The following is a 23,796-nucleotide window of genomic DNA, read 5'->3' on the forward strand; positions in this document are numbered from 1 at the left end:
CTCAGTGAACCTCGACCACGTCGCCCTGCAACCGCTGCAAGGCATCGGTTACCGGCTGCGGCAGCAATTGGCGCAGGCAGTTGTAATGGCCGAAACGGCAGGTGCGATCAAAACATGGGCTGCAATCCAGCCCCAGGCGCACCACTTCGACCTGGTCGGCCAACGGCGGGGTGAAGCCCGGCGAGGTGGAGCCGTACACCGCCACCAACGGGCGGTTCAGCGCAGCGGCCACATGCATCAGGCCGGAGTCGTTGGACACCACGGCGTCCGCACAGGACAGCAAGTCGATGGCCTCGGCCAGGGACGTGTCGCCACTGAGGTTGACGGCCTCTTCGCGCAGGCCCGGGATCAGGCGCTGGCGAATGTCTTCACCCACCGAGTGATCGTTTTTCGAACCGAACAACCACACCTGCCAGCCTTCGCGAATCTTCATCTCGGCAACTTTGGCGTAGTGGTCCGACGGCCAGCGCTTGGACTCGCCAAACTCCGCACCGGGGCACAGGGCCAATACCGGGCGATCCAGGGCCAGGCCGAACTTGGCCAGTGCCGCATCGCGGGTCACCGGGTCGATCTGCAGGCTGGGGCGCGGGTATGGCTTGGGCAGCTCGGCGCCCGGCGCATAGGCCAGGGCCATGAAGCGTTCGATCATCAGCGGGTAACGCGCCTTGTCCAGGGTGCGCACGTCGTTGAGCAGGACGTAGCGGAACTCACCGCGCCAGCCGGTGCGCTTGGGGATGCCGGCAAAATACGGCACCAACGCCGACTTCAGCGAGTTGGGCAACAGGATCGCCTGGTCGTACTGGCCCGCCAGGGATTTGCCGATGCGACGGCGTGTCGCCAATTCCAGGGCACCGTGGCCGAGCGGAAAGCTCAAGGCCTTGCGCACTTCGGGCATGCGCTCAAGGATCGGCCGGCTCCACTCGGGGGCAAGCACATCGATCTGGCAGTCCGGGTAGCGCATACGCAGGCTCTGGAACAGAGTCTGCGCCATCACCATGTCACCGACCCAACTGGGCCCAACGATCAGAATATTCATGTAGTTTCCACAAACGATGCGGGGAGGCTTATGCCTCCCCGCCCTAATAGTGTTTCAACCCAACCCCAGCGCCTGCCAGATTCGCATCACCTGGCGCCGTTCGTCAGCGAACTGATCACCGGGTACCGTACCGGCCTCGTTCTGCAAGGCCTGGCGATGCGCGGCGGAACGGTAGGCCTTATACACCTCGCGCAGCAGATGGGCATCGGCGGCGGGCATCAAACCCACCTGCTCCAGGCCTTCCAGAATGCGGATATTGTCGGTATAGCGCAGCAACGATGGATGTTGCGCAGACCACGCCAAAGCCGCGTATTGCACCATAAATTCAATATCGACGATACCTCCGGCGTCCTGCTTGAGGTCGAACAGCACCGTGGCGTCGAAGGCATTGGCGCCGGTGCCGGCCGTCGTGGCCTTGGTGCCCAGGTTGTCGCGCATCTTGGCGCGCATCTCACTGACCTCCTGGCGCAACTTCGCCAAGTCGCGCTCACGCCCCAGCACTTTAGCCCGTACCTGCTCGAATGCCTGGCCCACATCCTGGCTGCCCACCAGCACCCGCGCGCGGATCAGGGCCTGATGCTCCCAGGTCCATGCTTCATTTTGTTGATAGCGGTCAAACGCCCCGAGGGAACTGACCAGCAACCCGGATGCGCCGGATGGTCGCAGGCGCATGTCGACTTCATACAACTGGCCGGAGTTGGTCTGGGTGGTCAGAAGATGAATGATCCGCTGGCCCAGGCGCGTGAAGAACTGCGCGCCGTCGATCGGCTTGGCGCCGTCGGTCTCGGCCTGTGGGTCGCCATCGTGGATAAACACCAAGTCCAGGTCCGAACCATGCCCCAGTTCGATGCCGCCGACTTTCCCATAACCGACAATGATGAACCCAGGATCGCACAAGGTACCATCCAAGCGCTGCGGTGAGCCGTGGCGGGCCACCGTCTGGCGCCAGGCCAGGGCCAGCACTTGTTCGAGGATGGCTTCGGCGAGCCAGGTCAGGTAGTCGCTGACTTTCATCAACGGCAGGCTGCCGGCGATTTCCGAGGCGGCCACGCGCAGGCGGTGGGCCAACTTGAAGTGCCGCAGGGCTTCCATCTGCTGTTCAAGGTCATCCTCGGGGATGCGCGTAAGGCGCTCGCGCAACTCGGCGGCGAGTTCCGGCGCCAGCGGTGGCTTGAACAGGCGGCCTTCGTTGAGCAACTCATCCAGCAGCAGCGGGAAGCGCGTGATCTGCTCGGCGATCCACGGGCTGGCGGCGCACAGGGTCAGCAGGCGGCGCAGGGCGTCGGGGTTTTCCGTCAGCAGCACCAGATAGGCGGAACGCCGGGCGACGGCCTCCACCAGCGGCAGTACACGCTCCAGCACCAGGTCCGGGTTGGCGTGCTCGACGGCCTGGGCCAGCAAGCGCGGGATAAAGGCATCCAGGCGTTCACGCCCCAGGCGCTGCATGGCCCGCAGTTGCGGGCTGTTGCGCAGGCTGGCCAAGGCTTTAAGGGCCTTGGTGGCGTCGGTGAAGCCGCCTTCAGCCAATTGACGGCAAGCGGCCTCTTCATCCTGGGACTCTTCCCACAGCGGCAGCCATTCCCCGCCCACGACCAACTCGCTTTCCGCGCCTTCTTCTTCATCAGGATCCGCAATCACCTGGCGGAAGTGCCAGTCCACACGGCCACGCCAATACATCAGGCGCTCGTGGAACGCCGCCCAGTCGGCAAACCCGAGCATAAAGGCAATGCGCGCCTGGTCTTCAGGGCTGTCCGGCAGCATTTGGGTCTGGCGGTCGGCAATCGCCTGGATCGCATGCTCGGTGTAACGCAGGAATTCATAGCCATTGCGCAACTCGGCAATCACCGCCGGCGGCAGGTAGCCCTGGCCTTCCAGGGTGCCGAGCACCTTGAGCAGCGGCCGCTGCTGCAGGCTGAGGTCGCGGCCGCCATGGATCAGCTGGAACGCCTGGGCGATAAATTCCACTTCGCGGATGCCGCCCGAGCCCAGCTTGATATTGTCGGCCATGCCTTTGCGTCGGACTTCCTGCTGGATCAGCTGCTTCATGGTGCGCAGCGCCTCGATGGCGGAAAAGTCCAGGTAACGGCGGTACACGAACGGCCGCAGCATATCGAGCAGCTGCGCACCGGCCACCTGGTCACCGGCAACCACCCGCGCCTTGATCATGGCGTAGCGTTCCCAGTCGCGACCCTGGTCCTGGTAGTACTGCTCCAGCGCGTTGAAGCTGAGCACCAGGGCACCGGCCGAACCGTAGGGACGCAGGCGCATGTCGACACGGAACACAAAGCCGTCGACGGTCATCGGGTCGAGGGCCTTGATCAATTTTTGACCAAGGCGAATAAAGAACTCCTGGTTATCCAGGGAGCGCTTTACACCGACGGTTTCGCCGCCCTCGGGGTAGGCGAAGATCAGGTCGATATCCGACGACAGGTTCAGCTCCACCGCACCGAGCTTGCCCATGCCGAGGATGACCATATGCTGCGGTTCGCCGCTGCGCCGCCCGGTCGGCGTGCCGAACTGCACGCAGTGGCGCTGGTACAGCCATTGGTAGGCCTGGTCGATGCTGGCGTCGGCCATGTCGGAGAGGTCGCGACAGGTTTGCACCAGGTCGGCCTGACGGGTCAGGTCGCGCCAGATGATGCGCACTTGCTGGCGCGTACGCTGGCGACGCAGTACGCGGCCCAGCTCATCTTCTGTTTCGGCCTGTTGCACCGCACCGGCAATCTGCCCGCACAGCTCGCCCGGCGCAAAGCCGCGGTCCAGCTCGCCCCAGGCGGCCAGCTCGAGCAACATCAAAGGGTCACGAACACTCTGTTCAATGACAAAATCACTGGCGGCACACACACGGGCGAAGTCGGCCCACCGTTGCGGCGTCCACGCAGAAAGGCCATGATCGTCGTCCAGCGCGGCCACGGCGTCACGAAATGACTGCGCGGCCACGGCGTCACGAAATGACTGCTCGGCCCGCTGGGCCTTTGGCAACAGAATGGCCGGCAGTTCGGCCAGCGTTGGAAGGCTCATGGTCTATCCTTGGTCGGCGTGTAAATGGCCTGCTGCTGTGAAGGCAAGCACCGCGCTCGATGAAGGACTGTCGAACAAAGGTGATAAATAGCTGAAAATATGTAATTTTTGGCAGGTAACATTAAACCTCTACCTTTTCTTGTTCGCAAAAGATCAACAATAACGATTATGCTCACCAGCCAGACCGAGCAATCCGCTCGGTCTTGTGTAGTTTTACTACTCGTATATACATTCGAAAGGCTGAAATGGCCGACGATTTGTAGTAAAACTACAGGACGCCGAAGCAACCTTCGGCCATCCAAGAATTTATGTCGTCTGCCCACAAGGCCAGTCGCAAACTTCAGGCAACCGATTCTGGTAGCCTTTCCGCCCTGGAGCAAGCCATGCAAGACCTCGATCCCGTCGAAACCCAGGAATGGCTGGACGCCCTGGAATCGGTTCTCGACAAAGAAGGCGAAGACCGTGCTCACTACCTGATGACCCGTATGGGCGAACTCGCGACCCGCAGCGGCTCGCAACTGCCCTACGCCATCACCACGCCATACCGCAACACCATCCCCGTTACCCACGAAGCACGCATGCCTGGCGACCTGTTCATGGAACGCCGCATTCGCTCGCTGGTACGTTGGAACGCCATGGCGATGGTAATGCGCACGAACTTGAAAGATTCTGACCTGGGCGGTCACATCTCCAGCTTCGCTTCCAGCGCAACCCTGTATGACATCGGCTTCAACTACTTCTTCCAGGCCCCGACCGAAGAACACGGCGGCGACCTGATCTACTTCCAGGGCCACACCTCGCCAGGCGTCTACGCCCGTGCCTTCATGGAAGGCCGCATCAGCGAAGAGCAAATGAACAACTTCCGCCAGGAAGTCGACGGTCAGGGCCTGTCGTCCTACCCGCACCCTTGGCTGATGCCTGATTTCTGGCAGTTCCCGACGGTATCCATGGGCCTGGGCCCGATCCAGGCGATCTACCAGGCACGCTTCATGAAGTACCTGGAAGCCCGCGGATTCATCCCGGAAGGCAAGCAGAAAGTCTGGTGCTTCCTGGGCGACGGCGAGTGCGACGAGCCGGAATCCCTGGGTGCCATCTCCCTGGCCGGCCGCGAGAAGCTGGACAACCTGATCTTCGTCATCAACTGCAACCTGCAGCGCCTCGACGGCCCGGTTCGCGGCAACGGCAAGATCATCCAGGAACTCGAAGGCGTGTTCCGCGGTGCCCAGTGGAACGTGACCAAGGTCATCTGGGGCCGTTTCTGGGACCCACTGCTGGCCAAGGACGTCGACGGTATCCTGCAACGTCGCATGGACGAAGTCATCGACGGCGAGTACCAGAACTACAAGGCCAAAGACGGCGCGTTCGTGCGTGAACACTTCTTCAACACGCCTGAACTCAAGGCGATGGTTGCCGACCTGTCCGACGACGAGATCTGGAAACTCAACCGTGGCGGCCACGACCCGTACAAGGTCTATGCGGCGTACCACGAAGCGGTCAACCACAAAGAACAACCGACCGTCATCCTGGCCAAGACCATCAAGGGTTATGGCACCGGTGCCGGCGAAGCGAAAAACACTGCGCACAACACCAAGAAGGTTGATGTTGAAAGCCTGAAGCTGTTCCGCGACCGCTTCGACATCCCGGTCAAGGACGAAGAGCTGGAGAACCTGCCGTTCTTCAAGCCGGAGGCGAACAGCGCCGAAGCCCGCTACCTGAGCGAGCGTCGTACCGCACTGGGCGGTTTCGTGCCACAGCGCCGCGCCAAGAGCTTCAACATCCCGACACCACCGCTGGATACCCTCAAGGCAATCCTGGACGGCTCGGGCGACCGTGAAATCTCCACCACCATGGCCTTCGTGCGGATCCTCGCGCAGCTGGTCAAGGACAAGGAAATCGGCTCGCGTATCGTGCCGATCATCCCGGACGAAGCCCGTACCTTCGGTATGGAAGGCATGTTCCGCCAGTTGGGCATCTACTCCTCCGTCGGCCAGCTCTACGAGCCAGTCGATAAAGACCAGGTGATGTTCTACAAGGAAGACAAGAAGGGCCAGATCCTCGAAGAAGGCATCAACGAAGCGGGCGCCATGAGCTCCTTCATCGCTGCCGGTACTTCGTACTCCAGCCACAACCAGCCGATGCTGCCGTTCTACATCTTCTACTCGATGTTCGGTTTCCAGCGTATCGGCGACCTGGCTTGGGCAGCGGGCGACAGCCGTACCCGTGGTTTCCTGATCGGCGGTACCGCCGGCCGTACCACACTGAACGGCGAAGGCCTGCAACACGAAGACGGTCACAGCCACATCCTGGCTGCCACCATCCCGAACTGCCGCACCTTTGATCCAACCTACGGCTATGAGCTGGCGGTGATCATCCAGGACGGCATGAAGAAGATGACCGAAGAGCAGCAGGACGTTTTCTACTACATCACCGTGATGAACGAGTCCTACCAGCAGCCAGCCATGCCGGCCGGCGTGGAAGAAGGCATCATCAAGGGCATGTACCTGCTCGAGGAAGACACCAAGGAAGCGGCGCACCACGTGCAGCTGATGGGCTCCGGCACCATCCTGCGTGAAGTCCGTGAAGCGGCGAAGATCCTGCGTGAAGAGTTCAACGTCGGCGCCGACGTATGGAGCGTTACCAGCTTCAACGAACTGCGTCGCGACGGCCTGGCCGTAGAGCGCAACAACCGCCTGCACCCGGGCCAGAAGCCTGCGCAGAGCTATGTCGAAGAGTGCCTGGCCGGCCGTAAAGGTCCAGTCATTGCCTCCACCGACTACATGAAACTGTTTGCTGAACAAATTCGCCAGTGGGTCCCGTCCAAGGAATTCAAAGTCCTGGGCACCGACGGTTTCGGTCGCAGTGACAGCCGCAAGAAGCTGCGTCACTTCTTCGAAGTCGACCGTCACTTCGTGGTGTTGGCAGCCCTGGAAGCCTTGGCTGACCGCGGTGAGATCGAACCCAAGGTGGTAGCTGACGCTATCGTCAAGTTCGGGATCAACCCGGAAAAACGCAACCCACTGGACTGCTGAGGAGATTTTTTGTGAGCGAACTCATTCGCGTACCTGACATCGGCAGCGGTGAAGGTGAAGTAATCGAGCTGTTTGTGAAGGTCGGCGACACCGTCGAAGCCGACCAGAGCATCCTGACCCTGGAATCGGACAAGGCGAGCATGGAAATCCCTGCTCCCAAGGCCGGCGTGGTCAAGAGCCTGAAAGTGAAGCTGGGCGACCGCCTGAAAGAAGGCGACGAACTGCTGGAACTGGAAATCGAAGGTGCCGCTGATGCGGCCCCTGCGTCGGCTCCTGCTGCCGCTGCTGCTCCGGCACCTGCCGCGGAAAAACCTGCCGCTGCTGCCGAGGCTCCTGCAGCCCCGGCTGCTGCTCCGGCCGAAGCCACCGTCCAGGACATTCATGTTCCGGACATCGGCTCGTCGGGCAAGGCCAAGATCATCGAGCTGCTGGTCAAGGTCGGCGACACCGTCGAAGCCGACCAGTCGCTGATCACCCTGGAGTCCGACAAGGCCTCCATGGAAATCCCATCGCCGGCTGCCGGCGTTGTGGAAAGCATCGCGGTCAAGCTGGAAGACGAAGTCGGCACGGGCGACTTCATCCTCAAGCTGAAAGTACAAGGCGCTGCGCCTGCCGCTGCTCCAGCACCGGCTGCTGCTCCGGCGGCCAAGGCTGAAGCCGCTCCCGCCCCTGCCGCCCCGGCACCGGCTGCAAAAGCCGAGGCCGCACCGGCCCCTGCGGCTGCAGCACCGGCGCCAAGCGGTGCCAAGGTTCACGCAGGCCCGGCGGTTCGCCAACTGGCGCGTGAATTCGGCGTCGAGCTGAACGCCGTGTCGGCCACCGGCCCCCACGGTCGCGTACTGAAGGAAGACGTGCAGGTCTACGTCAAAGCCATGATGCAGAAAGCCAAGGAAGCTCCGGCTGCCGGCACTGCTACTGGCGGCGCGGGCATTCCACCGATCCCAGTGGTGGACTTCAGCCGCTTCGGCGAGACCGAAGAAGTGCCGATGACCCGCCTGATGCAAATCGGCGCGTCGAGCCTGCACCGCAGCTGGCTGAACATTCCGCACGTGACCCAGTTCGACCAGGCCGACATTACCGACCTGGAAGCTTTCCGCGTTGCGCAGAAAGCCGTGGCCGAGAAGGCCGGCGTGAAACTGACCGTGCTGCCGCTGCTGCTCAAGGCCTGTGCGCACCTGCTCAAGGAGCTGCCGGACTTCAACAGTTCGCTGGCGCCAAGCGGCAAGGCGATCATTCGCAAGAAGTACGTGCACATTGGTTTTGCCGTCGACACGCCGGATGGCCTGCTGGTACCGGTCATCAAGAACGTCGACCAGAAGAGCCTGCTGCAGCTTGCCGCCGAGGCTGCCGCACTGGCGGCCAAGGCCCGTGACAAGAAGCTCACCGCAGACGACATGCAAGGCGCCTGCTTCACCATCTCCAGCCTCGGTCACATTGGCGGTACGGGCTTCACGCCAATCGTCAACGCGCCGGAAGTGGCGATCCTGGGTGTTTCCAAGGCCACCATCCAGCCAGTCTGGGACGGTAAAGCGTTCCAGCCGAAGCTGATGCTGCCACTGTCGTTGTCCTACGATCACCGTGTGATCAACGGCGCGGCCGCTGCACGCTTCACCCAGCGTCTGAGCCAGTTGCTGAACGACATCCGCACCATCCTGCTGTAAGCCACAGCGGCCTCCCTTTCATCGGGGAGGCCTGGTTGCACCGATTTCCGAGCGCCACGCTCGTACCTCAACCCCGTCAATTTGGCGGGGCTTTTTTTGCTTTTCTCTACAGACAGAACAGGGTTGTACACCTTCTGTCATCCTGACTGAAGAATTCCTCCGCCCGGCCGATACCCCCCTTATAGCACTTAGCCTTCATCCTCTCTTGTCAGCCCGCGCCGCATGATGCAACCTTGCCGCAGGCAACAGTAAAGAGGGCGTGAGCCCGGCGCCGTGCGCGTTATTTGAAGTGAGTTCCCCCCCATGAAAAGCCAACCCGATGTCGCCCGTATGGCGGCCGAGGTAGTGACGCAGTTACCGGTGCCTTCGCGCCTCGGTATGCTGCGTTTCGAGCGGCTTAATGAGGCAAGCTGGGCCCTTCTGTACCTCGACCCTAACTGCGAACGCCAATTCGGCCTGTCGGCGGTCGAGCTGTGCGCGCTGCTCGGCACCCCCTTCGCCAGCCTGATGGAGCCTCAGGCGCGCTATCAACTGCACGACACCATCCAACAGCAACTGAGCGACAGCCCTCACTACCTTGTGCGCTACACCCTGCACACCAATGATGGCCCCCTGAGCCTGCTGGAAATGGGCGAAGCCTACAAACAACACAATCGCCACCTGCTGCGCGGCTACCTGATGGTGGTCGACGGCCTGTTCAACGAAACATCCCTGCCCGCCCCGACGGAGGACCTGGAAAGCCAGAACAGCCGCCTGCAGATCGCCCTGGAGCTCAACCAGCGCGCCCAGCAGGAACAACTGCAGCACCTGGAGCGGGTGCGCGCCCAGCAGGAGCTGATCCTGTTGCTGGCCCGCCAGCGCTACACCGCCAACAACTCGCTGCAGGAAGCCGCAGAGCTGATCACCCGCAGCGCCTGTGACATCTACCAGATCGACTGCGCCAGCATCTGGAACCTCGAAGGCCAGCGCCTGGTACCGATCTCGGCCTACCACCGCGATGACCAGCAGCACCACCTGCCTGAGCCCATCGACGCCAGTTGCTTTCCGGATTACCTGGAAGCGCTGCACACCAGCCGGGCAATCGACGCGACCAACGCGATGCGCGACCCGCGCACCCGGGAAATGGCCGAGAACCTGCGCGCCAAGGATATCCACGCCATGCTCGATGCGAGCATCCGCGTCGATGGCCAGGTGGTCGGTGTGCTGTGCCTGGAACAGGGAGGCAGCCCGCGTGCCTGGCAGGCCGATGAGATTGCCTTTGCCGGCGAACTGGCCGACCAATTCGCGCAAGTGATCAACAACCACAACCGGCGTACCGCCACCAGCGCCCTGCACTTGTTCCAGCGTGCCGTGGAGCAAAGCGCCAATGCCTTTCTGCTGGTCAATTGCGACGGTGTGGTGGAATACGTCAACCCAAGCTTTACCGCGATTACCCAATACAGCGCCGAAGAAGTCCACGGCCACCGCCTGGCCCAACTGCCGGCCCTGGAAAACCTCAGCGAGCTGCTGTTCGACGCACCGTCGAGCCTGGCCAAGAGCAACAGCTGGCAGGGCGAGTTCAAGAGCCGACGCAAAAACCTCGAACCCTACTGGGGCCAGCTGTCGATTTCCAAGGTGTATGGCGACAACCGTGAGCTGACCCACTACATCGGCATCTACGAAGATATCACCCAGAACAAGCTGGCCCAGCAGCGCATCGAACGCCTGGCCTACACCGATAATCTGACCAACCTGGGCAACCGTCCGGCATTTATCCGCAACCTGGATGAGCGTTTTGCCCGCGACAGCGACAGCCCGATCAGCCTGTTGCTGGTGGACATCGACAACTTCAAGCGCATCAACGACAGCCTCGGCCACCAGACCGGCGACAAGCTGCTGATCAGCCTGGCCCGCCGCCTGCGCAACAGCCTGAGTGCCGGCGGCAGCCTGGCGCGTTTTGCCAGTAACGAATTCGCGGTGCTGCTGGACGACACTGACCTGGAGAGCGGCCAACAGGTGGCCAGCCAGTTGCTGGCGACCCTCGACAAACCGATGTTCGTCGACAACCAACTGATCAGCGTCACCGGCTCCGTGGGCCTGGCCTGCGCGCCGCTGCACGGCCGCGACCCGCAGACCCTGATGCGCAACGCCGGCCTGGCCCTGCACAAGGCCAAGGCCAACGGCAAACACCAGGTACAGGTGTTCACCGAGGCCTTGAACGCCGAGGCCAGCTACAAGCTGTTCGTGGAGAACAACCTGCGTCGTGCCCTGACCCAGAACGAACTGGACGTGTTCTACCAGCCCAAGCTGTGCCTGCGCAGCGGCCGCTTGCTGGGCATGGAAGCGCTGCTGCGCTGGAACCATCCGGAAAAGGGCATGATCCGCCCCGATCAGTTCATCAGCGTCGCCGAAGAAACCGGTTTGATCATCCCGATCGGCAAATGGATCGCGCGCCAGGCCTGCCGCATGAGCAGGCAACTGAGCGCCGCTGGCATGGGCAATTTGCAGGTAGCGATCAACCTGTCGCCCAAGCAATTTTCCGACCCGGACCTGGTGGCCTCGATCGCCACGATCCTCAAGGAAGAACAGCTGCCGGCCAACCTGCTGGAACTGGAGCTGACCGAAGGCCTGCTGCTGGAAGCGACCGAAGACACGCGCCTGCAACTGGACCAGCTGAAGAGCTTCGGCCTGACCCTGGCCATGGACGACTTCGGCACCGGTTACTCGTCGCTGAGTTATCTGAAAAAATTCCCCATCGACATCATCAAGATCGACCGCAGCTTTATCCACGAAATCCCGGACAACCAGGACGACATGGAAATCACCTCGGCCGTGATCGCCATGGCCCACAACCTCAAGCTCAAGGTGGTGGCCGAAGGCATCGAGACCGCCGAGCAACTGGCGTTCCTGCGTCGGCACCGTTGCGACGTTGGCCAGGGCTACCTGTTCGACCGGCCCATCCCCGGTGCAGAGCTGCTCGAGAAGCTTAGACGCTACCCGCGCGGGCCAATCGCCTGACAGCGCTGTAACACTCGGGCACACTGGCTGTCTGAAATTTACCGCTAACCCAACCTGACGAGAGGACTGCTCATGGCCTTGCGCTCGGAAATTCTGGTGAACAAAAACGTGCTGCCTACTCAAGAACAAGCGTTGCCCGGTCGTGAAACCCCGATGAACCTGCCGCAGACGCACTTCGTCAACGGCAACCCGCTGCTGGGCCCATTCGTCGACGACGTCGGCTTCGCGATCTTCGGCCTGGGTTGTTTCTGGGGCGCCGAGCGCAAGTTCTGGCAGCGCGACGGCGTGGTCAGCACCGTGGTCGGCTATGCCGGCGGTTTCACGCCGAACCCGACGTATGAAGAAGTCTGCTCGGGCCTGACCGGCCACAGCGAAGTGGTGCTGGTGGTGTATGACCAGGCCAAGGTGAACTACGAAGACCTGCTGAAGATGTTCTGGGAACTGCACAACCCGACCCAAGGCATGCGCCAGGGTAACGACATCGGCACCCAGTACCGCTCGGTGATCTATGCGACCACGCCTGAGCAATTGGCGGCGGCGCAGGCCAGTGCCGAGGCCTATCAGGCTGAACTGACCAAAGCGGGCCTGGGTGTGATTACCACCGAGATCGACGAGGCGCCAACGGTGTACTTCGCCGAGGCGTATCACCAGCAGTACCTTGCGAAGAATCCACAGGGCTACTGTGGGATCGGCGGCACCGGCGTGACTTGCCCGATCTAGGATCAACCTGAATCAAAATGTGGGAGGGGGCAAGCCCCCTCCCACATTGGTTTTGCACCAGACTTGGTTACTCGGCAATAAGCCAATCCATCTGCCACCCACCCTGGGTCTGGCCAAGCTTCTTGGACAGCCACGGCAACAGCTCGCGCAACTCCTCTTCCAGGCCCCACGGCGGGTTGGCAATCGCCAGGCCCGAGCCGGTCAGGGTGTTGGGCGTGTCCAGCGGATGCACCAGCAATTCCACGCGCAGCAACTTCGGCGCACCGGTGCCGGCCAGGTCCTGGTAGAAGCGACGCAGCATGCGCTGGTCCTTCACCGGGTACCAGATCGCCGCGACGGTCTGGCGCATACGGCTGACGGCTTCCTTGAGGGACGCAGCACAGCGCTGCATTTCGTCGAGTTTTTCAAACGGCGGATCGATCAGCATCAACGCACGCTTTTCCGGCACCGGTAACAGCGCGCGCGGCACGTGCCAGCCTTCGCCCAAATGAACCTTGACCCGACGATCGCCCTTCATGTTGTCCTTGAGCAACACGCCGTCTTCCGGGTGCTTTTCATTGAGCAGCACGCGATCCTGGGGGCGCGTAAGGCGGCGCGCCAGCTCCGGCGAGCCCGGGTAGTAGCGCAACTGGCCATCGGGGTTCATCTCGTGCAGCACGCGCATGTAGTCGGCGGTCAACGCTGGTAGATCGTCGGCGCCCCACAAACGCGCGATACCTTCCAGGTACTCACCCGTGCGATTGGCCTGATCACCTTGCAGGTCGTACAGGCCAATCCCGGCATGGGTGTCGAGGTAGGCGAACGGTTGCTCCTTGCGCGACATCAGGGCGATGAGGCGGGTCAAGGTCAGGTGTTTGAAGACATCGGCGTGGTTGCCGGCGTGAAAGGCGTGACGATAATTCATGGTTGCTCCTGCGCAGGGGGCGAAGTTTACCTTCTACGGGCGCAAAGGTGCAGGGCCGCATGCCGGGCGGTGCTTATGCCGCAAACGCAGGCAGCCCGTTGAAAAAAATCTAAATGTCGACGGCGAGGCGGATTTATTGTGGCCATCCACCACTCCAGGGAGGTCAATAACAATCATGAAAGACGCCACCATCGCGCTGCACCACGGTTTCAAGTCGGACCCGACCACCAAGGCCGTCGCCGTGCCGATCTACCAGAACGTCGCCTTCGAATTCGATAACGCCCAACACGGCGCCGACCTGTTCAACCTGGACGTACCCGGCAATATCTACACGCGCATAATGAACCCCACCAACGATGTGCTGGAGCAGCGCATTGCCGCCCTTGAAGGCGGTATCGCGGCGCTGGCCGTCTCGGCCGGCAGCGCGGCGATCCACTATGCCATCCAGACCTTGACCCGTGCGGGTGACAATATCGTCACCACACCGCAACTCTACGGCGGCACCTACACCCTGTTCGCCCACCTGCTGCCGAGCTTTGGCGTGGAGGTGCGCTTCGCCCGGGACGACAGCGCCGCCGCCATCGCCGAACTGATCGACGACAACACCAAGCTGGTGTACTGCGAAAGCATCGGCAACCCGGCGGGCAATATCATCGACATCGAAGCCCTGGCCGACGTCGCCCATGCCCGCGGCGTGCCGCTGGTGGTGGACAACACCGTGGCCACGCCGATCCTGTGCAAGCCGATCCAGTTCGGCGCCGACATCGTGGTGCACTCGGTGACCAAGTACGTCGGCGGCCATGGCAACTCCCTGGGCGGTGTAATTGTCGACAGCGGCACGTTCCCGTGGACGAAATACGCGGATAAATTCCCCGGCCTCAACCAGCCCGAGCCGGCCTATCACGGCGTGGTCTATACCGAAAAATTCGGCCCCGCCGCCTTCATCGCCCGTGCCCGTACCGTGCCACTGCGCAACACCGGCGCAGCATTGGCGCCGATGAATGCCTTCCTCTTGCTGCAAGGCCTGGAAACACTGGCATTGCGCATGGAGCGCCACACCGAAAACGCCCTGGAAATCGCGCAATTCCTGCAAGGCCACGCCGAGGTGGAGTGGGTCAGCTACGCCGGCCTGCCGGACCACCCGCACCACGCATTGGCGCAGAAATACATGCAGGGCAAACCGTCGGCGATCCTGTCCTTCGGTTTGAAAGGCGGCTTTGATGCCGGTGTGCGCTTCTACGACGCCCTGCAAATCTTCAAGCGCCTGGTCAACATAGGCGACGCCAAGTCCCTGGCCTGCCACCCGGCTTCCACCACTCACCGACAGATGAACGAGGAGGAACAGGCCAAGGCCGGTGTAAAGCCGGAGATGATCCGCCTGTCGGTGGGTATCGAAGCGGTCGAAGACCTGATCGACGACCTGCAACAGGCGCTGGCTTCAACTCAACTCTGAGTCCAGGTAGCCCGCCAGCGCTTCAGCGCTGATCTCCGCACTGCGCGCGAAGTAGACGACCTTGTGCCGCAAGGTCGCCGGCGTGAAAGCGGAATACAGGTCGGGGCGCTGCTCTTCCAGCCACTGCAGCAGGTTGTCGATCAGGGTCTGCGGCGACTGCGCGGCCAAGTGCGCCAATAACGCGTCAGGCACGCGCCACCAAGGGCTGGCCTTGGCCGCAGTGACCGATGGCGTCGTCACGCTCAACGGCTGGCCATTGATCAGATAGCGCTGGAACACGGGCAGTACTGCGCCGATTTCATCGCCCAGTTTCTGCACAATCGGCAGAAACTGGGCGCCATCCCAGAAGCGCAGGAATACGCTCCGCTCATCGGGAAGCACTATCTTGGTCAGGCCTTGCAGGTGAGCAACCACGACTTCCAGCGGGCTGGACGATACCGCCAGCCAACCCCAGTCCGAAGCGTCAGTGGCTGCGATCCAATCGAGGAAGGCACTGTCGGGTTCGACAACCCCTGCGTAGGGCATCACCTCATCCCACCCGGCATAGGCCGTGCCCGCCCAGATCGCTTGAGGCAGCGTCCCTCCGGCCGAGACTTGCCACGCAGCCAGCGGCTTCGCGTCACTGGCACTGCTCAGTACCACGTAAAGCCGCTCATTGGGGAGTAGAGGGAATTGTGCCAGCCAGTCATCGGGGCTCAAGGGTTGGGACATCAGGGTAAATTCCTTTTAAGGTTGAATGGAATGGGAGGGCACACTGCCCGTCACTGCAGCGTTGGCACTCTTCACAAAACGGCGCGCTCCGTTTCAGGCTGGCGACCTGTATCCGGCTCAGCGGTGCAGGTATAACCGCCAGCAACGCCGCTTTCACCCCAGGCATCAATGGCGACGCCGCCGGAGCAGGCGCGCCTCCCAGCTGGATGGGCGTGCTGCTGAAAATCCCCTCTGCCGACAGCGTGATCGACTGCCCACCGGCCTGGACTGTCACGCTTGCGCCCGCATCAATGACGACACTCTGCCCGGCGCCCATCCGGATCGTCCGCCCGGCCCGCATCTGCTGCGAACCGCCGACCACCAGATGATCGTCCTGCTTGAGTTCCGTCAAACGGTTGCCATGGGTGATGCGCTGCTCTTCGCCTTGCAGCTCATGGTGCGACTCACCGCCCACCCTGATGCGGCGCTGATGGTCGATCTGCACCTGCTGGTCATGCAGCACATGCTGGGTCCAATCCCGCTGGGCGCGCAGGTAGATCTCCTCGGCGCCCTTGCGGTCTTCGATGCGCAGTTCGTTGTAGCCACCACCACCGGGGCTGCTCTGACTACGGAAGATGCTGCGGGTCTTGTCTGCCGGCAGGTCGAGGGGGACCGGCGTCGCCGCGTTCGGCAGGCAGCCCATCACCAGCGGCATGTCCATATCCCCATTGGCGAACCCCACCAGTACTTCCATGCCCACTCGCGGGATAAGTACCGAGCCATAGCGGTCATGGGCCCAACCGCTGGCCACCCGCAGCCAGCAGCTGGAATGATCGTCATGCGCCCCAGCGCGATCCCAGGCCAACTGCACCTTGACCCGGCCGTATTCGTCGCAGTGGATTTCACTGTCGACGGGGCCGGTCACCACTGCGTTTTGATAACCCGACAACACCGGCCGCGCCTGCTCAGGCAAGGGCGGGCGGAAGATCACGTCCCACGGAGTCGCCACACATTCATTGCGATACCCCTGAAGAAAATCTCCACCGCCAACCTCGGTGACAGCCTCCTCCAGAACCTGGGGCTGCCTGCCTTCGCGTGTAACTTGCGTCACCAGCCACACGTCATTCCATTCGTCCCGCGGATGCCCGGTCAACTTGAAGAACCGGCCGCTGCTCAATGCAGGGTCATCGCCGCTGGCACGGGCTATTCGATAGTCGCTACGATGCCGCTCCAGGCCACGTTGCGCGAGGTATTTGCCGTGGGGGCGATCGGAAAAATGACCGGGGTAGGCCTGCGCCTCAAACCGTGGAAGCTGTTCGCCGACCACGCCAGCCTCCAGCACCAGGCTCGGCTTGAGAAAGTCGTAGTCACGCAGGTTGACCGCGGTGGTGCGGGTTTCCAACCGCAGCGCAAAGCGCTTGATGGCCGGCGTATCCGCCACCATCCCGGAGCCCGGCATGTAGGGCGTAGGCTGATCGGGCGGGGCGAAAACGGTCTGGTCATCGCCAAACACCAGCAGGTGTCCTTCGGGCGAATGCTGGAAGTGATAGTGAATCCCCTGCTCGGCACACAGGCGCTGGATGAAGGCCAGGTCGCTCTCGCCAAACTGCACGCAATACTCGCGCTCGGGATAGGCGCCACTGAGGTGAAATTCGAATTGGTCCGCATGGAGCCGCTGCTCTGCCAGCACCTGCGCAATGATCTGCGGCACCGTCTTGTGCTGGAAGATCCGCTGGTGACTGCTGTGCGCGAGATAGGCCAACTGCGGCACAAGGCTGATCTGGTAACGCGTCAGCCGCCGCCCGGAATCGCCCTGCGCGACCCGATAAACCAGGCCATGGATACCACGGTCGTGAGCGTCGAAACCCAGGTATGCCGGGCGATGCAGCAGGCTTTCCAGGTCCAGGTCGGGCTGTTCGCTGACCAGCTCAAGATCAAAACGATACGGCTGGCTGATGGCTTCGCGACCCCGGAACTCAAACACCTTGAGTTCACTCGACACACCGTCAAGAGTCAGGGTAAAGGCACTTTGATTGGCAGGAGCGAACATCCGGTGTTTCTCTGCGAGGGGTAGGCGGGAGATTCTGCACCACTGCCTCACCCTGCCGGGCACAGCCCAAATAAATCAGTAAAACCCTACATGTGTACGTAGGAGTCCTACTCAGTCCAGCTCGAATCGCACGCAAAAAAAGACCCGCCATCCGTAGGACGCGGGCCTTCTTTTAATTCATCGAGCGCTCAGCGCCCGGCAAATCACTTGTTGAGGTTGTAGTCTTTTTCCGCCGCATCAAAGCGCTCGACCATACCGGCTGTCGGTGCGCCCAGCTTGCTCACGACGTAGATCGCCAGGCTGGCGAAGATGAAGCCTGGGATGATTTCGTACAGACCCAGCAGTTCGAAGTGCTTCCACACGATCACGGTGATCGCGCCGACCAGGATCCCGGCCAGTGCGCCGTTGCGGGTCATGTTCTTCCAGATCACCGAGATCAGCACCACAGGGCCGAACGCAGCACCGAAACCAGCCCAGGCGTAGCTCACCAGGCCCAGGACGCGGTTGTTCGGGTTGGCGGCCATGGCGATGGCGATCAAGGCCACCAGCAGTACCATCAAGCGGCCGACCCACACCAGTTCAAGCTGGGAAGCGCTTTTGCGCAGGAAGGTCTTGTAGAAGTCTTCGGTCAGGGCGCTGGAGCACACCAGCAACTGGCAGCTCAGGGTGCTCATGACCGCAGCCAGGATGGCCGACAGCAGCACGCCCGCGATCCATGGGTTGAACAGCAACTTGGCCAGTTCGATAAACACGCGCTCGTGGTTCTCGTTGACCGGGCCCGCCACTTCCGGGTGCGCCGAGAAGTAGGCGATGCCGAAGAAGCCCACGGCCACGGTGCCGCCCAGGCACAGGATCATCCAGGTCATGGAGATGCGACGCGCGTTGGCGATCGACTTCACCGAATCCGCCGCCATAAAGCGCGCGAGGATGTGTGGTTGGCCGAAGTAACCCAGGCCCCAGCCCATCAGCGAGATGATGCCGATGAAGGTGGTGTTTTTCAGCATGTTGAAGTTGTCGGGGTTCTTGGCTTCGATGGCCAGGAAGGTGGTGTCGACGCCACCGGTGGCCAGCAGCACGATGATCGGCGTGAGGATCAGCGCGAAAATCATCAGCGTGGCTTGTACGGTGTCGGTCCAGCTGACAGCCAGGAAACCACCCACGAAGGTGTAGGCAATCGTCGCCGCAGCGCCGGCCCACAGCGCGGTCTCGTAGGACATGCCGAAGGTGCTTTCGAACAGGCGGGCACCGGCCACGATGCCGGACGCGCAGTAGATGGTGAAGAACACCAGGATCACGACCGCAGAGATGATCCGCAGCAGGCCGCTTTTATCTTCGAAACGGCTGGAGAAGTAGTCCGGCAGGGTCAGGGCGTCGCCGTTGTGCTCGGTCTGTACCCGCAGGCGACCGGCCACGAACAGCCAGTTGAGGTAGGCACCGACGATCAGGCCGATGGCGATCCAGCTTTCCGACAGGCCGGACATGTAGATCGCGCCCGGCAGCCCCATCAACAACCAGCCGCTCATGTCGGAAGCACCGGCTGACAAGGCAGTCACCACGCTCCCGAGGCTGCGACCGCCGAGGATGTAATCGGAAAGGTTGTTGGTGGAGCGATAGGCCATGAAGCCGATCAGCACCATTGCTGCGATGTAGATCACAAATGTGATCAGGGTTGGATTACTAACGCTCATAGGAGTGACGCCCTGGCTTTGTTTTTATGTAGCGGCGGTCTGTCAGACGGCCACCTACTGGAAGTAGGTAAACGTAACTGCGTGCCGCGCATTTATGACTGACGTTTCCCCAGGAAAGCCGCCAGCCGATGAACCGAACCCTAAAGCCGGTTGCACCTTGGGCGCGAATGCTATTCAACAAAGCAAATAAGGTGCAACCAGTTTCTTGGGAATAAGTTGCACCCAAGTGTAAAACCCGCAAAACGTCCCTTTTTTGCTCCTTTTCGGAGCAAGAACAGCCGATCTCAGAAGCAAATGCACCAAGCCGAAGCGGATTCCGTCGACGGCCAATTTTTTTCCGATCAAACGACGAAAAATTCATCAACAAAATGGGTTGCACCCGGTTGCACCTCTCCCTGAGCAAAGCTAATCTTGCCGCCAGCTGATGCCACTCGGTAGTGGCACCCATGAGGATAAGAAAATGGCTACGACCACCCTTGGGGTCAAACTCGACGACCCGACCCGCGAACGCCTCAAGGCGGCCGCGACCTCCATTGATCGCACGCCGCACTGGCTGATCAAGCAGGCGATTTTCAATTACCTGGAGAAACTCGAGGGTGGTGCAACCCTGACCGAGCTCAACGGCTTGAGCAGCAAGGACGCTGACGACGCGGGCGAAGTCCAGAGCGACCACGCCCACCAGTGCTTCCTTGAGTTCGCCGAGAGCATCCTGCCGCAATCCGTACTGCGCGCTTCGATCACCGCCGCTTACCGTCGCCCCGAGCCGGAAGTGGTGCCGATGCTGATCGAACAGGCCCGCCTGCCGGTGCAAATGGCCGAAGCCACCAACAAGCTCGCCGCTTCGATTGCGGAAAAATTGCGCAATCAGAAGAGTGCCGGCGGCCGTGCCGGGATTGTTCAGGGCCTGCTGCAGGAATTCTCGCTGTCGTCCCAGGAAGGCGTAGCCCTGATGTGCCTGGCCGAAGCACTGCTGCGGATCCCGGACAAAGGCACCCGCGATGCGCTGATCCGCGACAAGATCAGCACCGGCAACTGGCATCCGCACCTGGGCAACAGCCCGTCGCTGTTCGTCAACGCCGCTACCTGGGGCCTGCTGCTGACCGGCAAACTGGTCGCTACCCATAACGAAGCCGGCCTCACCTCGTCCCTGAGCCGCATCATCGGCAAAAGCGGCGAGCCGATGATCCGCAAGGGCGTCGACATGGCCATGCGCCTGATGGGCGAGCAGTTCGTGACCGGCGAAACCATCGCCGAAGCCCTGGCCAACGCGAGCAAATTCGAAGCCAAGGGTTTCCGCTATTCCTACGACATGCTCGGTGAAGCCGCCCTCACCGAACACGACGCGCAGAAATACCTGGCCTCGTACGAGCAAGCCATTCACTCCATCGGCAAAGCCTCCCACGGCCGCGGGATTTATGAAGGCCCGGGTATCTCCATCAAGCTGTCGGCCCTGCACCCGCGTTACAGCCGTGCGCAGTACGAACGTGTGATGGATGAGCTGTACCCGCGCCTGCTGTCCCTGACCCTGCTGGCCAAGCAATACGACATCGGCCTGAACATCGACGCCGAAGAAGCCGACCGCCTGGAACTGTCGCTGGATCTGCTCGAGCGCCTGTGCTTCGAACCGCAGCTGACCGGCTGGAACGGTATTGGCTTCGTGATCCAGGCCTACCAGAAGCGTTGCCCGTATGTGATCGACTACGTCATCGACCTGGCACGCCGCAGCCGCCATCGCCTGATGATCCGCCTGGTAAAAGGCGCGTACTGGGACAGCGAGATCAAGCGCGCCCAGGTCGAAGGCCTGGAAGGCTACCCGGTGTATACCCGCAAGGTGTACACCGACGTTTCCTACATTGCCTGTGCACGCAAGCTGCTGTCGGTACCGGAAGTCATCTACCCGCAGTTCGCTACGCACAACGCCCATACCTTGTCGGCGATTTACCATATCGCCGGTCAGAACTATTACCCCGGCCAGTACGAGTTCCAATGCCTGCACGGCATGGGTGAACCGTTGTACGAGCAGGTAGTAGGCAAGGTTTCCGAAGGCAAGCTGAACCGTCCGTGCCGCGTGTACGCACCGGTCGGCACTCACGAAACACTGCTGGCCTACCTGGTGCGTCGTCTGCTGGAAAACGGCGCCAACACCTCGTTCGTCAACCGTATCGCCGACCAGTCCATCTCGATCCAGGAGCTGGTGGCCGATCCAGTGGCCAGCATCGAGCAGATGGCGACGCTGGAAGGCGGCTTCGGCCTGCCGCACCCGCGTATCCCGCTGCCCCGTGACCTGTACGGCAGCGACCGTGCCAACTCGGCCGGTATCGACCTGGCCAACGAACACCGCCTGGCATCGCTGTCCTGCGCCCTGCTCGCCACCGCGCACAACAACTGGAAGGCCGCGCCGATGCTCGGTTGCGCCGCCAGCGAACAAGCGGCGACCCCCGTACTGAATCCGTCCGACCTGCGTGACGTGGTCGGTCACGTGCAAGAAGCCACTGTCGAAGACGTCGACAACGCGATCCAGTGCGCCATCAGCGCCGGCCCGATCTGGCAGGCCACCCCGCCCGCCGAACGCGCCGCGATCCTGGAACGTGCCGCCGACCTGATGGAAAGCGAGATCCAGCCGCTGATGGGCCTGCTGGCCCGCGAAGCCGGCAAGACCTTCGCCAACGCCATCGCCGAGGTGCGTGAGGCCGTGGACTTCCTGCGCTACTACGCGGTACAGGCGCGCAACGACTTCACCAATGACGCCCACCGCCCACTGGGCCCGGTGGTGTGCATCAGCCCGTGGAACTTCCCGCTGGCGATTTTCAGTGGGCAAGTGGCTGCCGCACTGGCCGCCGGTAACCCGGTCCTGGCCAAGCCTGCCGAGCAAACCCCGCTGGTCGCCGCACAAGCCGTGCGCATCCTGCTCGAAGCCGGTATTCCCCAAGGCGTGCTGCAATTGCTGCCGGGCCAGGGTGAAAGCGTCGGTGCGCGCCTGGTGGGTGATGATCGCGTCAAGGGCGTGATGTTCACCGGTTCCACCGAAGTCGCGCGCCTGCTGCAACGCAATGTCGCCGGACGCCTGGATGCCCAGGGCCGTCCGATCCCGCTGATCGCCGAAACCGGCGGCCAGAACGCAATGATCGTCGACTCCTCGGCACTCACCGAACAAGTGGTCATCGACGTGGTGTCCTCGGCCTTCGACAGCGCCGGTCAACGTTGCTCGGCCCTGCGCGTGTTGTGCCTGCAGGAAGATTCGGCAGACCGCGTGATCGAAATGCTCAAGGGCGCCATGGCTGAATGCCGCCTGGGCAACCCGGAACGCCTGTCGGTGGACATCGGCCCGGTGATCGACGCCGAAGCCAAGGCCGGCATCGAGAAACACATCCAGGCCATGCGCGACAAAGGCCGCAATGTGTACCAGGTGGCGATTGCCGACGGCGAAGAAATCAAGCGCGGCACCTTCGTGATGCCCACCCTGATCGAGCTGGAAAGCTTCGACGAGCTGCAACGGGAGATCTTCGGCCCGGTGCTGCACGTGGTGCGCTACAAGCGCAAGGAGATCGACCAGCTTATCGGCCAGATCAACGCTTCCGGCTATGGCCTGACCCTGGGCGTACACACCCGTATCGACGAGACCATCGCCAAGGTGATCGACAACGTCAATGCCGGTAACGTCTATGTGAACCGCAACATCGTCGGTGCCGTGGTCGGCGTGCAGCCGTTCGGCGGCGAAGGCCTGTCGGGCACAGGCCCGAAAGCCGGTGGTCCGCTGTACCTGTACCGCTTGCTGTCGACCCGTCCTACCGATGCGATCGAGCAATCCTTCGTTCGTGGCGACAAGCTGGCGGCACCGGACGTACGTCTGCGTGATGCCATGAGCCAACCGCTGACCGCCCTGAAAACCTGGGCCGACAGCAATAAGTTCAGCGAGCTGAGTGCGCTGTGCAGCCAGTTCGCCGCGCAGTCCCAAAGCGGAATCACCCGTCAGTTGGCCGGCCCGACCGGCGAGCGCAACAGCTACGCCATCCTGCCCCGCGAGCACGTACTGTGCCTGGCGGACGTGGAAGGCGATCTGTTGACTCAACTGGCGGCGGTATTGGCCGTCGGCGGTTCGGCGGTGTGGCCGGAAACCGACCTGACCAAGGCCGTGCTCCCACGCCTGCCGAAGGAGATTCAGGCGAAAATCAAGCGCGTGGCCGACTGGACCAAGGACGATGTGGTGTTTGACGCCGTCCTGCACCACGGCGATTCCGACCAACTGCGTGGGGTGTGCCAGCAAGTGGCGCAGCGTGGCGGGGCGATTGTCGGGGTACATGGTTTGTCTCAGGGCGAGACATCCATTGCCTTGGAGCGCCTGGTGATCGAGCGTGCGTTGAGCGTTAACACCGCGGCTGCAGGCGGTAATGCCAGCCTGATGACCATCGGCTAACTGAATGTGGGAGGGGGCTTGCCCCCTCCCACATTTGATCACATTTCAATTCCCCTCCCCGCGTTCTGCCTCTTCATCACCCAGATCAATCTTGCTATCCAGTCTTTATTCGCGCACTTAGACTCAGGCCAAT

At 62.0% G+C, this 23,796-nt stretch carries 12 protein-coding genes; 6 read left to right on the forward strand and 6 right to left on the reverse strand.

Annotated elements, in window-relative coordinates; genetic code table 11:
• Position 1: 1 nt before the first annotated feature.
• Both waaF and glnE read right to left on the reverse strand, forming a co-directional pair.
• Positions 2-1,036: a lipopolysaccharide heptosyltransferase II gene (gene waaF / locus BM416_RS21310; protein ID WP_092489363.1), complete on the reverse strand. Its 1,035-nt coding sequence runs from the start codon at positions 1,034-1,036 to the stop codon at positions 2-4.
• Positions 1,037-1,090: 54 nt separating this feature from the next.
• The gene (gene glnE / locus BM416_RS21315; RefSeq protein ID WP_092489364.1) at positions 1,091-4,057 is read right to left on the reverse strand and encodes a bifunctional [glutamate--ammonia ligase]-adenylyl-L-tyrosine phosphorylase/[glutamate--ammonia-ligase] adenylyltransferase; all 2,967 of its coding nucleotides are present in this window, start codon (positions 4,055-4,057) and stop codon (positions 1,091-1,093) included.
• Between the two features lie 383 nt (positions 4,058-4,440).
• Between glnE and aceE the strand changes: the two genes are divergently transcribed.
• The 4 genes from aceE (at position 4,441) to msrA (ending at position 12,464) form a co-directional block, all read left to right on the forward strand.
• The gene (gene aceE, locus BM416_RS21320) at positions 4,441-7,086 is read left to right on the forward strand and encodes a pyruvate dehydrogenase (acetyl-transferring), homodimeric type (RefSeq protein ID WP_065940828.1); all 2,646 of its coding nucleotides are present in this window, start codon (positions 4,441-4,443) and stop codon (positions 7,084-7,086) included.
• Positions 7,087-7,097: 11 nt separating this feature from the next.
• Positions 7,098-8,747, forward strand: coding sequence for a dihydrolipoyllysine-residue acetyltransferase (gene aceF / locus BM416_RS21325; RefSeq protein WP_092489365.1), 1,650 nt, complete (start codon positions 7,098-7,100; stop codon positions 8,745-8,747).
• A gap of 303 nt (positions 8,748-9,050) precedes the next feature.
• A complete protein-coding gene (locus BM416_RS21330) occupies positions 9,051-11,744 on the forward strand; it encodes a putative bifunctional diguanylate cyclase/phosphodiesterase (RefSeq protein WP_092489366.1) in 2,694 nt (897 codons plus the stop codon).
• Between the two features lie 72 nt (positions 11,745-11,816).
• Positions 11,817-12,464, forward strand: a complete 648-nt coding sequence (gene msrA / locus BM416_RS21335; protein WP_092489367.1) for a peptide-methionine (S)-S-oxide reductase MsrA — start codon at positions 11,817-11,819, stop codon at positions 12,462-12,464.
• 67 nt (positions 12,465-12,531) lie between these two features.
• Here the strand turns inward: msrA and BM416_RS21340 are convergent, their stop codons facing one another.
• Positions 12,532-13,368 (reverse strand): 23S rRNA (adenine(2030)-N(6))-methyltransferase RlmJ, encoded by an 837-nt coding sequence (locus tag BM416_RS21340; protein ID WP_065940824.1) that lies wholly within the window; start codon positions 13,366-13,368, stop codon positions 12,532-12,534.
• A gap of 175 nt (positions 13,369-13,543) precedes the next feature.
• Between BM416_RS21340 and BM416_RS21345 the strand changes: the two genes are divergently transcribed.
• A complete protein-coding gene (locus BM416_RS21345; RefSeq protein WP_092489368.1) occupies positions 13,544-14,821 on the forward strand; it encodes an O-acetylhomoserine aminocarboxypropyltransferase/cysteine synthase family protein in 1,278 nt (425 codons plus the stop codon).
• Here the strand turns inward: BM416_RS21345 and BM416_RS21350 are convergent.
• The 3 genes from BM416_RS21350 to putP all read right to left on the reverse strand — a co-directional run bounded on the left by BM416_RS21350 (position 14,807) and on the right by putP (position 19,249).
• On the reverse strand, positions 14,807-15,532 hold the full coding sequence (locus BM416_RS21350) for a DUF4123 domain-containing protein (protein WP_092489369.1): 726 nt from the start codon (positions 15,530-15,532) through the stop codon (positions 14,807-14,809). The genes BM416_RS21345 and BM416_RS21350 overlap by 15 nt on opposite strands.
• Complete coding sequence (locus BM416_RS21355; protein WP_092489370.1) at positions 15,507-17,561, reverse strand: type VI secretion system Vgr family protein; 2,055 nt, start codon at positions 17,559-17,561, stop codon at positions 15,507-15,509. The genes BM416_RS21350 and BM416_RS21355 overlap by 26 nt, the downstream gene beginning before the upstream one ends.
• A gap of 203 nt (positions 17,562-17,764) precedes the next feature.
• On the reverse strand, positions 17,765-19,249 hold the full coding sequence (gene putP, locus BM416_RS21360; RefSeq protein WP_027604965.1) for a sodium/proline symporter PutP: 1,485 nt from the start codon (positions 19,247-19,249) through the stop codon (positions 17,765-17,767).
• Positions 19,250-19,709: 460 nt separating this feature from the next.
• Here putP and putA point away from each other — a divergent pair, with 460 nt between their 5' ends.
• Positions 19,710-23,663 (forward strand): trifunctional transcriptional regulator/proline dehydrogenase/L-glutamate gamma-semialdehyde dehydrogenase, encoded by a 3,954-nt coding sequence (gene putA, locus BM416_RS21365; RefSeq protein WP_092489371.1) that lies wholly within the window; start codon positions 19,710-19,712, stop codon positions 23,661-23,663.
• The last annotated feature ends 133 nt before the right edge of the window (positions 23,664-23,796 follow it).

The organism is Pseudomonas sp. NFACC42-2 (assembly GCF_900116055.1).
Classification (GTDB): domain Bacteria; phylum Pseudomonadota; class Gammaproteobacteria; order Pseudomonadales; family Pseudomonadaceae; genus Aquipseudomonas; species Aquipseudomonas marginalis.